Here is a 13,878-nt window from a genome sequence, read left to right as displayed (position 1 = left end):
TCTAATTGATCCAGCACCCTCATCCAAGTTCAAGTAAGCCGATACTTTTTTTGATTGGGCGTTAGGTAATTCATTCAAGTCTCCAAAGTGATCTTTTGCGTAAGCTAATGAACCCAAATAGGATTGTTCTTCTCCTCCCCACAGACCAATTTTTATTGTTCTTTTTGGTTGATAACCGATTTGTTTCAGAATTCGTATGGCTTCTAATAATACAATACAATTCACACCATTATCTGTAGCTCCAGTTGCTGCATGCCAGGAATCAAAATGTGCTCCTATCAGAATTTCTTCTGATTTTAATTCTGGGTCATTCCCTGTTATTTCACCAATAATATTTACATTGTTTTGAGGTTCATTGTAAAATTCTGTTTTCAAATTTATGCGCAGGATAGGGGGTGTATGTCGTTTGATCATCCTGTATAGTCTATTAAAGTGTTCAGGCATAATTGTGAAATATGGCAAAGGCTTGAACTCATCATTCTTGTAGTAATATGTTCCGTCAGGATGAAAAACGCCTAAATACATTGGCCTGCTATTTATAACAGCCAATGCTCCTTCTAATTCTAGAAATGCAAGAAAATCTTTATCAGACCTGTCATCTGTAGCCCAATTGGCTAACAATTCTGGTAAGGGAGGATTTTCTAGTTGAGATTTTAATTGTGCATCCATTGCCGCCAATGTTTCTTTTGAGAATCTGATCATCAACGTATCTTGTAAAGATTTCATTTTAATTTCTTCCCCTAGTAATATTATCTTACCTCTAATTTTCCCAGAGTATTCCTTTTTTAAGGCATCTAAGTCATCAAAACTTGCAATGCTAATCACCTCGCCTGAGACAATTCCATTGGTACTTTTTGTCATAGCTAGCGGGTATCCGGAGAGATGCATATAATTTGGAGAAACCATTTCTAAATTGAATGAATTGATACTCCAACCACGGCAATCGGAACAATAATTTTCAAAATGAACATCGTCCAGTTCGATTTCCTTCATCTCATCGGCAATCCATTTGGCAGCCTCATAATATTCCCTACTTCCTGTTAGCCGTTGACCATAGATGTCGGTTAATTCACTCAGCCAATTCATGGCGTTAGAATTTTTTAAGGCTTCATCCCTAATTTTTAACAAAACACTGTCACTGCTTGTCAATTGTGAATAGCCGAAGAAAGAATATCCAGATATTAGAAGAAATGTGAAAGTAGTTTTAAGGTTCATAGAAAGGGGAAAGATGATAAATATGAGTGACTATTAACAAAAGGATATCAACACCTTCAGTCTGTAATTGTTGCAATTTTTTAAAATTGATTTATTTAAGCTTAAAATAATAATTAATTATTTGTATTAACTGACCAAGTTGAAAGAACCTACTTTCTTCTCAGTTAAATAGAGGATTTCAAATCCGGCACTTATTTCATTATACACTTTCTGATTTTCATTTATAAAGTCTTCATAAGCTTGTTTGCTTACCCAGGTGTCTATGAGAATGTAAGTTTGTGAATCGTCTTCACTTTTGTGAAGAAAGGAGCCTTTATAATTTTTAGATTGTGAGAACAGCTTGTTCCAAGTGCCGTTGGGACCATATTCAAATTCAAACTGATCTGTAGAGTCATATTTCACTTTATACTTCCAGATAACGGAATAATTTGTTTTCGATGCAGTTGTCATTTATAGTAATACCATTTATTATATTATATGAGAAGCTTATGATAGGATTACTCTTCCAGAAAGACAGTTAGCCCGAAGTCTTCAGTTCTCGAAATTGAAATTTTGCCGTTTTTATCCAGTAATAAATCTTTAGTAGCCAGGTGTTTTTTAGCTGTTTCAAGGTTCTTGACCTGAATAGAAATCCAATCTATACCTTTTGTAGCAGTTGACGCTTGAAAAGATAGGATTGGGCCTTTCGGTAGCAACCATTGGTTTTCAATGCTTGGCCCTAGTAGTTTCTCCCATTGTGCGACAACTTCATTGCTCATAGACATATGGACTTCTTTTAAAGCAATAATACCCATAGGGTTTGCATCTAGCTTTGAGCCAAGCTTTTGGTACAGCACTTCCATTGAACTCGCTTTTACCGATCTGTCTTCAAAGGAGAATCCAGATTTTAGGTATTCCCAGAAAGTCACATAAAAGTTGGAAGCGGCACTTAAAGAATCTAGTGTGGTTTGCTTGCCCATTGACACCGTCTCATTACCTGACACAATGTTAAAATCATAAGGAACTTCATGTTGAAAATCGTCTTTGATTGCTGCTGAAAGTGTCGCTACATCTTCAACGCCAAAAATGATTCTATTGTACCTGGCCTTTTCTTTCATACTAGCATCTCCCTGGTAAAGTGTCACTAGTTCAAATGTTGTATTGCCAAGGAAAAAGGCTTCATCATAAACCACGCTGTCCCCAAATAAATCAAACTTGTTCCACTCAACTGGAAGCCTAAGAGTATCATGAATAAATGAGCTAAACTCATCCAGTGCTTTAGGGTTTTTGAGGTAAACCTCAAAGATTGTGATTTTATCAGTGAGGGCGGGCACATTACTGATTTTCGGTTTGCTTTCGCAGGAGAAAATGAAAATCAGACCTAATAGAAGGGTTGAATATTTTAATCTAAGCATCTCGTATGTTCTTGAAGTTTTAAATAGGCGGTGAGAGCACTGAAACCTCCTATCTATCAATTATAATATAATCAATTCTTATCTAAGAAAACAGAACAAGGTAAGGACCATATGCTGGGTCAAAGGGTATGTAGATACAGTTTATCTTATGTTCTAAGACCGTATGTTAAAATTTTAAGCCCGTCATCAAATGATTCAGATTCTAATAAATTCCAATTAGCTTGCTTTGTTGAATCCCCAAAGAGCCTTATTCCCTCCCCAAGAATTATAGAGTTCAACTTTATCTTAAGTTGATCAATAAGGTCATTTTCTAACAACCAACCTGCAAATTTTCCACCACCACATAGATAAACATCGGTTTCTGAAGATTCCTTTATTTGTTTGACCCGGTCAATTGATTTTGGTTCAATGTGAACTGAGTCAGCCAGTTTTTCAATTTTGATGTTATCAGAAAAAATATGATGCTCCATATGTGGATAGGCAGGCTGACCTGGCTCAAGGCCATATTGGTATCCAAACTCATATGTCCTCCTTCCCATTATTACAGTTTTAAAATTTTGTAAGTCAGAAAGGTATTTGTCAACCCCTTTGCCACCAGGAACGAAGTTGCTTATATCGTCATTAGGCCCGGCAATAAACCCGTCAATTGAACTTGCTACGTAATAGATAATCTTTGGCATAGCTCTATTATTTTTTTAACTAAGAGATTCTACTTTTATATAATACCAATCTTTAAAACCATCTCCAGTCAATAAATTTACAATACTTTAAAGCTGTGGCAAAATGTGCTTTAAATGTTTGATGTTGCGTTTAATAGGTTTGCTTAGTTTTTGTTGAAGCCTTTTGTTATAGTTCCATGTGCTATTTGAACTACATCACCTTCGACAAAAACATCTTTAAATGTTAAGCCAATACCCTTTACAACAACTTTAATTTCGCTTTCCCTATTCACGAACTCGCCTTGAGATATTTTTATCTCGGTATTAAACTGTTCGAGACCATTTTTCACAAGGTAAGCTCCAACAGGTCCAGCGGCACTTCCTGTTGCTACATCTTCAACTAAGCCGAAATTGTCCCATGTTCTTCCTCTTTTGTTTTCGACATCGAGCACGTAAAAGAATTTTGCGCCTATTTTAGAAAGCTTGTTATTTAAATCATTACTTAACACTTTAACTTTTGATAGCGAATGTGCCTTAACCGGAATGATTAGATAGGGCAGTCCGGTGGTGATCACTTCCATATTTAGACCATCATATTTATCACCTTCGGTAAGGTTAAGATCTGATAAGAAACTCATTTCTTGAGTTTTGTTCAAGGAAAAAAGAAATTGAGGGATACCTTGATTCATTGAGGCTGTAAAAAAACCGTCTTTCTTAGTGGTTTGTAGGTCAACAGTCTTAGTATTTAAATCAATCCTTATGCTATTAGTCGACTTTTCTTTAGTGTGATTCTTATGAATTAATGCGGCAAGACCAAGTAACGGATGCCCGGCAAAATTCAATTCTTCTTCCATTGTGAAGATGTAGGCCCTAAATCTATTTTGGCCTAGCGCATGATAAAAGATACTTTCAAATTGCCTCATCTCTTGTGTAAGGACTTGCATAAACTCTTTGTCCATTTTATCTGCACTGGGAAAAATGGTTAGCCCATTGCCAGAAAATGGTTTCTTAGAAAAAACATCTACCAAAAAATAGGGGGTCGTCATAGTCTAGGTTTAACAAATGAAAGGGTTTGTATTACAGCTCTAAAATCCAATTTTGTCGCTGATAGACTTCTTGGAATCCTAGCTTGATCATATTTTTATAACTCTGAACTGGCTTTTCAATTGTTGAAACCCCAGTTTCTGAAAAGATATAGTCACACCCGGCTTCCTGTGCCTCTTGCAACCTTTGTTCTATTAAGGCACGCTGTGCACCCAATCCTCGCGCGGAGGGTAGCGTACCTGCAAAGGCAAGCGAAGCATACCTCCCCATCAGATGCAAGGCTGCAGCTGCGATTGGTACCTCATCCTGATATGCGAGATAGTTTCGATACCCCGTTTGACCTATGGTTTTAGAAAGCCAGTCCTTTAAACGAGGATCACCCCAATCAAAGCAATCATAAAGGATTTGCCCGTAATCCCTTTTTCTATTAGCCTCTTCTGTAGTTATCCTGGTTATGCGCAGTTCTGTAGGGCTTATTGCAATAGGTTCGTCCAATTTTTTCATCAGTTTAGCCCAATGGTTATGCAGTCTAAATCCTGCCTTTGTGAGTAGATCAGGCAGGTTATCCTGAATGGTGTTGTTAGAGAGCTGAATAAAAAAGCGCCTGGTTCCTGCCTTTTTATAGAAGTTAATGATTGAATCTATGTCTTCAGGGTTCACAATCGTCACCATTCCGAGGCCAATTACCCTATTCATTGCCAGCACGTCTAATTGAGGAACTGCACCAACAAATGCGCTTGCAATTATGGAAGAAAAAGAAGGTAGCTTATTGTCAGCATGATAATATTTACTCCAATACACAGCCTCGGTCTCTTCCAGCGCCAAACCCAGCTGTCGGTCTATTTTGATTAGTTCTTGAACATTCATATGGCTATTGCTACTAGTTTCTGTAAAAGTAAAACTATTTCGTATTTAAACAAACTAGTTGGTATAAATACGTTTCAATTCAATATCCATTTTGTATTTGCTTTAGCTCAGTAAGCTTATTCAAGCGATACGAAAAGTTGAGATTTGATCAACCACTCACCAGAGGCTTTGGTCCATTGTGCTGAATATTTTCCACCAATTATCGCCTCTTCACCTTGCTCAGGATCATATCCTTTCCAGGTGCCAGTTTCCCAGGCCAAACCTTTAGTTTCATTTACATTAACTTCAAGAGCTGTCCTTATCCAGTACATCTTACTTTCACCTGCCTCTAAAATGTATTTGCGCAGGGCTTCCTTTCCGGCAAGTAATGTTCCATTTCCTGTGGTAGTAAGCACCTCTTCCGTTAAAAATGAGAGTACAAGTTCATTATCATATGCCCGAAGGGCGCTGTTAGAGGCTTCTCTTATTTCTCTGATATATTGTTCATCTTGCTGCGCTGCAGATTCTGAAAAGCTCAATAAGAAAGTAAGAATAATCATTCCTATGATGACGAAATTTTTAGGCAGCGTTTTGGTGATGGTTGTCATTGGCTTTTGATATTTAGTTACTTAACAGGATAATGATCAGCATCTCCATATATTACTTTCCATTCATCATTTCGTTTTTCCCAAACAAATGTATTAGGACCTCTGGATTGGGTAATTGTACCGTCCTTTGCAACTAAGGAATCGGTGAAGATGAATGAAGAAATGGCATGATGATTATCAAGAGGAACAATTTTCAAGTCTTTCCATACGGTATGAAAAGTTTCTAAAGATGCCATGAATGATTTGGAGCTTGTTGATACATCCTTATAGGAAATATAATTTCCATCGGCAAGCATGGTAAATTCAGGCCATAACAAATTGACCATGGCTTGGGCATTTAGCGATGTATCAGCAGCATGAAAAGCATTGACCTGAATTTTTACTTGTTTAATTATTTCACCTGAGTCAGTCGCTTGTTTTTCGGTTTGCTTTTGACAGCTGCATAGCAACAATAGTAAGCTTGTGGTGAGATAGAACATTAATCTGAAACGCATATTTCTGAAGTTCTTAAGTGTTTGAGAATAAGAATAGACTTTCTCTAATAAAGAAAGTCTATTCTAGCTTTAATAGCAAAAACAGAATAGCAACATCATTGAAGTTGTAAATATTCGAAAATGACTTATTTATTTTGATCATTTAAATACTGTGTAGAAGTCGATACCTGTGCTGTGAGCAAGTAAATAAAGATTTCTTTACAACCGCATTTTCGTCCAGCCAGAACCTTAATATGCCATATACAGTATATATGTGCTGCATTACTTAATTTTCCGTATCGTTTGTAGAGTTAATTTTTTCATGAAGCATATCTGGCGACTTATAATTATTGGATTGCTTACCATTTTGGTGCGTCCGGCATATTCTCAAGCCACTGCAGATGAGATTAGGGAGCTCGAAAAGAGTGTATCAGATCTTTACGGTTTAGATAAACTCAAGGCACTAAATAAAATAGGGGAGTACTATTTAGATCAGAAACACAAGAAAGCTTCTAAGTATACCAAACAGGCTGAAAATCTAGCGGATGATATTTTTAATGAGGGCAATGTGCTCATCAATCAGCGCGATATTGTTCATTATGCAACCGCATCGTACCTCCATGGTCTGGCATTGTATCAGCAAGAAAAATACAACGATGCCGAACAGGGTTTTTTAAAAAGTGCAGAACTGGCAGCAGGTATAGACGATGACTTTAATTTTGATAGGTCGCAGGATATGCTGGCCAAGCTAGACTCTATTGGTGTGGAAGAGGAGGGGTTTTTAAAAAGAACTATTGGACCGCTTGGTGTTGGAGATAAAATTTCATCCGCTTCACAAGACATTAAGATTAGTACAATTCTAAAAATGGCGAGCTCACAGGAGAAGAAGGGTAATTATCCAAGGGCCATTGAGAACTACAAAAAAGCAGCCCAACTGATGAAGAATAAGGGGGATGCCAAGGCCATAGCCGATGTGCATGCTAAAATTGCCATGCTTAACCAGAAGGATAGCAACCTTACCGAGGCCATTGCTTATTATCAGATAACAGAAAATTACTTTGAGAAACTTGGTGACACCTTAGCTGTGGAAGAGTCACGGCAGGGCTTGCGCAATGTCTTTGACCAGGTAAAGGAGGTGACTAAAGAAATAGATAGAAAGCAGGCCATCAGATCGCCACAGCTCCTGATGCCCAAGGTACTGGAAGATGATAGCCTGGGAAAGGCCATAAATAATTACCGGGAATTGGCGCTGCAATTTGAGGCCAAGCAAGACTATACCCAGTCGCTGAGGTATTATAAACTCTATAATGAGCTCAATTCCAGACGGCTGGAAGAACAGCGTAAAATGACCTTGGATAGTGTGGAGATGGTCAACCAAGCTCAACAAATTCAGCTCTTGCTTCAGGAAAATGATTTGAATGAATTACAAATCTCCAGGACCAATGATGAGCTCGAAAGAGCCTCAACATTTAGAAAAGGGCTGTTTCTGGGTATTATCTTATTAGCTGCCTTGCTGGCTTTATTTTATTGGCTCTTTGTTACCAAAAAGAGGGCGCATAAGAATCTACAAACTACATTTACCAACTTAGAAATGACAAAAGGTAAACTGGTGGAAGCTGAGCAAAAAATCAAAAAACTACTTGGGCAGCAGGTGTCTGATGACATAGCTGAAGCGCTACTTTCTGATGAAGGAATTACAGATATCAAGAGTAAATTTGTATGCGTAATGTTTCTTGATATTAGAGATTTTACACCTTTTGCGGAAGCACGAGAGCCACAGGATATTATTAGTTATCAGAATGATGTTTTTGGTTTCATGATTGAAATAGTGGCTAAATATCATGGGGTAATCAATCAGTTTATGGGTGATGGCTTTATGGCTACTTTTGGCGCTCCCGCATCTTATGGCAATGATACTAAAAATGCTTTTTTAGCTGCTCAGGAAATAGTAGCTGAGGTGAACGCTCGTAGTGAAGCTAAGATCATTGAGAAAACCAGAATTGGTATTGGGCTTCATGCCGGTGAGGTGGTAGCTGGCAATGTGGGCACTGAGATACGTAAGCAATATTCCATTACCGGAAATACGGTAATTACTGCCGCTAGGATAGAGCAGCTGAATAAAACCTACCACTCTCAATTACTCATCTCTGAGGAAGTGGCCACTCACTTAGATCAGGATGATTTTGCGTTTGATGAGATCATAGAAACAAAAATAAAAGGCAGAAAGGACCCTATTAAGATTTATAAAGTGGCATAGTCAATTACCAGCGTTCAGTTTTACCATCACTAAATACATGCCCTGATTGAATAATGGAAGTCATGATAAATACTTGATCCGGTTCAATTTTTAGATACTTTTCAAGTAACCCAGATAATGAGCTTTGAATATTTTCAACGTCCTGCTGTGGCCAGAGGGAGGGAAGATAAAGGTTAACCATGGCAGCATCTTTATTTCCATACTGGACAAAATCGGTGAAAACATTGAGGGTAATATCTTGTGGACTTGCACCTATTTTATCAGACCACTCAAGCACTATTTTATTGAAGTCAGTCTTCTCAGGTATTTTAGTGTTAATGTAGCAATTGGCAATTGGCATTTCTTACGGTATTATTAGAGTGATGTTTATAGTGTTAATATGAATGCAGGCTAATCAATTCTTTCAATCATCTTTCAATATTTTAACAATCCTGCTATTTATGATTTCTGATAAGTTCCAAAGGTACAGTTTAGAATCAGTGGTGCTGTAAAACTCAATAGTAACAGCATCAATATCATCATGATATTTAGCGAAACTTTGGTATCCTGGAACCCAACCTCCATGTTCATATTCATAAATGGAAGAATATATTTCTTGTTCGCCATTTTCAAATATTGAACCATCGTTTAAAGCTCTTAAGAAAGTGCCAACATCTTCTGCTGTGGCCAACATGCCATGATCATCTTCCTTTAAGTCATAGGGATGCCCTTGATGATAACCACTCATCACATCGTCAATATTTACATCACTTAGCGATCCGAAGGTGTGATTAAGATTCAAAGGTGTGAGTATTTCTTCTTGAATAAACTGAAAATTTGGATAGCCAAGTACATCATCCATAATCTTATTGATCAGCAGATAGTTGGTGTTGCAATATTCATAGTCACTGCCTGGTTCAAAGTTGGCAGGCTTGTCGAGTATCAATGCCAGACTTTCCTCATAAGTCTTTGTAGGAGCAGCCCAAAAATTGTAGGAGTCCGTAAAATTTGGAATACCACTTCGATGCTGTATCATCAACCTTAAGCTTATTTTATCAGCATTTTCAATTCTGCCAACAAGCTCAGGCAAATAATCAGCAATGGTTTTATCCAGAGAAAGACGGCCATCGCTTACCAATTTTGTTACTGCTACAGCATCATATAGCTTGCTAATACTTGCTATTTTAAATAGCGCTTGAGGTTTTGCAGGAATCTTAGCCTCCCTATCATGCCATCCGGCTGCATAATATTGAGGAGGTTTGCCAGCTTGATCAACATAAACGATCATTCCTTCAAACCCATAGCCAATGGCCTCATCTAATTGTTCCTGAACCGTGTTTGGTAATGGAAGTATCCATGCTTTTACAAGAAGCCATGGCACAAAGAACAAGGAAGCCACTGTGCCAACTAAAAGCAGTATTCTGATTATTCGCTGTGATTGTTTTTTAGTCAATTGTTTTTAATTTTTTTTTCTGATATCCACGAATTAAGAAAGCACATCTAACAATCCAAATAATAAATGAACCTTCAATTATTCGTTGCAACAGTCCGGTATAATTTGAGTTAGGATTTGATAGCAAGATACCGATAAAAATAAAGCAAAAAAGGCCACAAAGGACCGAAAATCTGGCGAAGCTATTGTGAGCTTTTAATTTCTGCAAACCAAGCCCTATGGCAATGATGCTTGCTGGCACAAAAATGTAGGTCAGGAGACCTGTTAGATTGTGAATTATTTGTGAGATACTAGGATCTATGAATTCTTTGTTACATCCGCTATCACAAGGGAATACGCTAACAATAACTGTAGCTAAACCATAGAAAATACCAATTCCCCAAAAGCCAATCGCAATCAAATTTGATTTGGGAAATTTTTTAAGCGCTGAAAATGCAAAAAGTATTAGCAGCTGCCCAGAGGGAACAAAACCTAAAAATCTGAGCATGTTGCCGTAAGGAGTATCAATGGCATACGATTCACTGATGTACTGTGAAATATGGCTGTAGTCGTTGAACTGCAAGCCACCTAATATGGCAGCCACAACAAATAATGTAACACCTGCAATCCCTGACCAAAAAGTGGCATTCTTACTCATAATTAAATATTAAATTATAAATCCCATGATATGGCCACTTTACCTCTTGTTCTCATGGATTCTATATATGCTATGGCTTCTGGCATCTCAGAATGGGGATATGTCTTTTCGATGTGAGGTTTTACTTTTCCTTCTTTTATTAGATTGGCTAAGGTATTTAAATCTTCATTATTGGCGGAAGCCGTAAACACACGAAGAGAAAATTTACTAAAGAGGTTTTTAAGTAATACAGACATCATGTGCCCCATAGTGGTGAACCCAACCATAATGCCACGCTTACCCATTCGTTTATAATCAGCATAATTTAGGTTTCCATTTGTATCAATTATCAAATCATATTTCCCTGCATGCTGATGAATGCTTTCTTGGTCATAGGCAATAACCTTATCCGCACCCAATGATTTTACAAAATCTACATTTCTACCTGAACAAACGGCAGTAACCTGTGCTCCATAGGCTTTAGCAACTTGTACTGTAAAATGACCCACCCCTCCGGAAGAACCGTTAATCAGAACAGATTCTCCTTCTTTTAATTTTCCATGAGTGATTAATGCCTGCAAAGCTGTCAATCCTGCTATTGGAACAGCGGCCATTTCAATTTCATTTGTTCCTTCTGGCATAGATCCACAAGCAGCTTCAGGAACACAAGCATATTCTGCAAAAGCTCCTCCTCCATCGAGAAATTCTCCAAATACTCTGTCACCCACTTTAAAGTTGGTTACCCCTGAACCTACTTCTTCTACAATGCCAGCAAAGTCAGCACCCAGAATAGTGTCTTTGGGTTTAAAAAAGCCCATGGTAAGCCGTGCAAATAAAGGTTTACCTCTTAGTATATGCCAATCAGCAGGGTTTACAGAATTTGCCTTAACATGGATAAGCAAATGTTTTTCTTTGATCTTCGGCTTTTCAACTTCTTCTAACTTAAGGATTTCGGGGCCTCCGTATTTATACTTTGTAATTGCTTTCATTACATGGTTTTTATCTGTTCTGAGTCCAGCTTTCTACATTTTTTTAGGTCACAATTTTAGCTGTCCATAAACAACTTCTCTAATTGTTAAAATAGCCCTATTTATTTAATTACCAGAACATTAGAAAGGGGTATACGACCATTAAGCACTTTTATGTATCCACTTACCATCAGCGCAATCCTTGGTTCGCACAGTAGCCTCTTTATTTCTTAATAGCAGGTGGGTTTTGTCTTTTTTTGTATGTTGTATGCTTCTATAACCTAACAGGTGGTAGAATTCTTTGGAAAAAGAAGGTGCAATGTGCAACATGACCGCTTAGGGAGAATTATCACATAAACAGTATCCTGGATTGTGATTTATTCTGAGGATAGGGTTTTATAAATGGACCGATCGAATTTGTCAATCAAAGTACCCATTTTCTCCATTACATCTTCAAACTGCCCTGACTCTGTGAGTAACTGAATATCCTTCTCTCTTGCTTCATTTGACGGGTATTCACATTCCCAAATAACATGTGGAGATCCAGCTTCAGCTTCTGTATTCAATAAAACTCTTCCAACGGCTAAACCAAGCTTCTTTCTAACTTCACTCGCATAAAGGCGATGCTGGTAAACTTCTTGTATTTTTCCTTCCTTAGCCCAATACTGGTTCATTACTATGATTTTCGAATCCTGGGCAAGTGAATTAGAAACCAGGAAGACCGTTAAGAGTAGAAGAAGAAATGACTTTGTTTTCATGATAGTAAATGGTTTGACTTTAATGAGCACTTATCTAATATACGATGCTGTTCTCAACTGGGCAACAATGCATTTTAGGTAATGTCATGCCCATTTTTAGTGATCAGTATTAATTCCGTTATGTTTTTTCACTATTTCAATAACTTCATCAACAGGAAGTGATAATATTTTGTGGCCATCTTTTCCTGTCATTGTTTCTGCCGCAAATAATGAATTAAAAATCGCCTCTTCTGTTGCTTCTATGGTTGCTAAAAACAATGGCGTTGTAGCTTCATTTCTTAAAGTCTTTGTCTCTATGAGTAAAGAATCGCTAGAATAAGGAATCAAGTTGTCTTTCGCGGTTGATACGGCTATAACATAATCGCCACTTCCATTTGAAGCAATACCTCCTGTTTTAGCTAAGCCCATCATGGCTCGTTTAGCAAGTCTTTCTAAATTACGAGAACTTAAAGGAGCGTCAGTCATGACCACTATCATGCAAGAGCCGTCAGTGTCATAAGTGTAACTACGCGGGTAATTATCCATTGCTTTAGCTACCGGGACACCGTTTATTTGGAGAACCCCTCCAAAATTAGTTTGTACCAAAACTCCGACAGTATAACCTCCCAGCTTTTTAGGAATAACACGAGAAGATGTTCCTATGCCACCTTTATACTGAAAACAAATTGTTCCTGTACCAGCACCTACATTTCCTTCTTCTATTTTACCAGATTTGGCATTATTAATAGCATCTAAAACATGTTTTTCTGTAATGTGACGACCCCTGATATCATTGAGCCATCCATCATTGGTTTCTCCAACTACCGAATTGACAGAGCGAACATTTTCATTACCTTTTTGTGCGAGCGTATAAGTTATTAGCGCATTAGATGCCTCCGGCACACTTAAAGTATTTGTTAAAATTATTGGTGTTTCTATATTACCCAATTCTTTTACCTGACTATAACCAGCCAATTTTCCAAAACCATTTCCTAAATGAATGGCTGCTGGAACTTTCAATTGAAATATATTTCCGGAGTGCGGCAATATTGCTGTGACGCCAGTTCTGATGCTATCTCCCTTAATTATGGTTGTATGACCAACTTTAACACCATTAACGTCTGTAATGGAATTGAATTTCCCTGGTTTTAAAACACCTATTTCAATACCATAATCTCTAACTCTCTTGCTTTGAGAAAACACATGAGTTGAACCAAGTATTAATGTTATTATTAAGATCTTTTGTGCAATCATTTTTTACTTTCCTTTATCTAAGTCAAATGAAACATCCAGTTGTTGCACTTTTGGAGATTTTTCTGGTGTGAGCGTAAAAAAGACCCTCACCACACCATTTTCTGAATTCATTTTAAAACTTCCCCTCAATTGATTCATTGGCTCAATTTTATCTATACTTTCAATAGTTCCAGCTTTTTGAAATACATCCTTTATCTCTGCCATGCGATCTTCTCTGGATTTATCAAGGTAGAAATTTTCTGCCAATATCTTGGCTTCTAACTGAGCATCCCAATTCTCAATCAATTCAATTACTTGTTCTTTTCGCTCGGCAAGAATTTTGGAAACCGGCAGTTTCCTCGGCTCCAATTCTAAGGTCTCAAAAAGTAATTTGCC

15 protein-coding genes and 1 pseudogene are annotated in these 13,878 nt (G+C 37.6%); 1 reads left to right on the top strand and 15 read right to left on the bottom strand.

Going from position 1 to position 13,878, the window contains the following annotated elements:
* The 8 genes from E1140_RS12110 to E1140_RS12075 form a co-directional block, all read right to left on the bottom strand.
* A partial coding sequence (locus E1140_RS12110; RefSeq protein ID WP_185153550.1) for a M28 family peptidase occupies positions 1-1,086 on the bottom strand: 1,086 nt, incomplete at its 3' end.
* A gap of 255 nt (positions 1,087-1,341) precedes the next feature.
* On the bottom strand, positions 1,342-1,665 hold the full coding sequence (locus E1140_RS12105; RefSeq protein ID WP_155183834.1) for an antibiotic biosynthesis monooxygenase family protein: 324 nt from the start codon (positions 1,663-1,665) through the stop codon (positions 1,342-1,344).
* 47 nt (positions 1,666-1,712) lie between these two features.
* On the bottom strand, positions 1,713-2,609 hold the full coding sequence (locus E1140_RS12100) for a hypothetical protein (protein WP_155183831.1): 897 nt from the start codon (positions 2,607-2,609) through the stop codon (positions 1,713-1,715).
* A 146-nt stretch (positions 2,610-2,755) separates the two neighbouring features.
* Positions 2,756-3,289, bottom strand: a complete 534-nt coding sequence (locus tag E1140_RS12095) for a dihydrofolate reductase family protein (RefSeq protein ID WP_155183828.1) — start codon at positions 3,287-3,289, stop codon at positions 2,756-2,758.
* 143 nt (positions 3,290-3,432) lie between these two features.
* Positions 3,433-4,314: a PhzF family phenazine biosynthesis protein gene (locus E1140_RS12090; protein ID WP_155183825.1), complete on the bottom strand. Its 882-nt coding sequence runs from the start codon at positions 4,312-4,314 to the stop codon at positions 3,433-3,435.
* 31 nt (positions 4,315-4,345) lie between these two features.
* Positions 4,346-5,179, bottom strand: a complete 834-nt coding sequence (locus E1140_RS12085; protein ID WP_155183822.1) for a GNAT family N-acetyltransferase — start codon at positions 5,177-5,179, stop codon at positions 4,346-4,348.
* 116 nt (positions 5,180-5,295) lie between these two features.
* Positions 5,296-5,766: a YybH family protein gene (locus E1140_RS12080; RefSeq protein WP_246202855.1), complete on the bottom strand. Its 471-nt coding sequence runs from the start codon at positions 5,764-5,766 to the stop codon at positions 5,296-5,298.
* Between the two features lie 17 nt (positions 5,767-5,783).
* Positions 5,784-6,260, bottom strand: a complete 477-nt coding sequence (locus tag E1140_RS12075; protein ID WP_155183819.1) for a nuclear transport factor 2 family protein — start codon at positions 6,258-6,260, stop codon at positions 5,784-5,786.
* 301 nt (positions 6,261-6,561) lie between these two features.
* Here E1140_RS12075 and E1140_RS12070 point away from each other — a divergent pair, with 301 nt between their 5' ends.
* Positions 6,562-8,496: an adenylate/guanylate cyclase domain-containing protein gene (locus E1140_RS12070; protein WP_155183816.1), complete on the top strand. Its 1,935-nt coding sequence runs from the start codon at positions 6,562-6,564 to the stop codon at positions 8,494-8,496.
* Positions 8,497-8,500: 4 nt separating this feature from the next.
* Here the strand turns inward: E1140_RS12070 and E1140_RS12065 are convergent, their stop codons facing one another.
* The 7 genes and pseudogenes from E1140_RS12065 to E1140_RS12035 form a co-directional block, all read right to left on the bottom strand.
* Complete coding sequence (locus tag E1140_RS12065; protein WP_155183813.1) at positions 8,501-8,836, bottom strand: hypothetical protein; 336 nt, start codon at positions 8,834-8,836, stop codon at positions 8,501-8,503.
* Between the two features lie 63 nt (positions 8,837-8,899).
* A complete protein-coding gene (locus tag E1140_RS12060) occupies positions 8,900-9,928 on the bottom strand; it encodes a serine hydrolase domain-containing protein (RefSeq protein WP_155183810.1) in 1,029 nt (342 codons plus the stop codon).
* Entirely contained in the window at positions 9,921-10,565 is a 645-nt protein-coding gene (locus E1140_RS12055; RefSeq protein ID WP_155183807.1) for a DUF998 domain-containing protein, read from the bottom strand. The genes E1140_RS12060 and E1140_RS12055 overlap by 8 nt, the downstream gene beginning before the upstream one ends.
* Before the next feature lie 14 nt (positions 10,566-10,579).
* Positions 10,580-11,533 (bottom strand): NAD(P)-dependent alcohol dehydrogenase, encoded by a 954-nt coding sequence (locus E1140_RS12050; RefSeq protein ID WP_155183804.1) that lies wholly within the window; start codon positions 11,531-11,533, stop codon positions 10,580-10,582.
* A 356-nt stretch (positions 11,534-11,889) separates the two neighbouring features.
* Complete coding sequence (locus E1140_RS12045; protein ID WP_155183801.1) at positions 11,890-12,270, bottom strand: hypothetical protein; 381 nt, start codon at positions 12,268-12,270, stop codon at positions 11,890-11,892.
* A 96-nt stretch (positions 12,271-12,366) separates the two neighbouring features.
* Complete coding sequence (locus E1140_RS12040) at positions 12,367-13,503, bottom strand: DmpA family aminopeptidase (protein WP_155183799.1); 1,137 nt, start codon at positions 13,501-13,503, stop codon at positions 12,367-12,369.
* A gap of 3 nt (positions 13,504-13,506) precedes the next feature.
* Positions 13,507-13,878: pseudogene (locus tag E1140_RS12035) on the bottom strand (serine hydrolase domain-containing protein); the annotation flags it as partial.

Origin of the sequence: Fulvivirga lutimaris (assembly GCF_009711525.1) — a bacterium.
GTDB lineage: Bacteria > Bacteroidota > Bacteroidia > Cytophagales > Cyclobacteriaceae > Fulvivirga > Fulvivirga lutimaris.
This window is presented reverse-complemented; position numbering and strand designations above follow the sequence as displayed.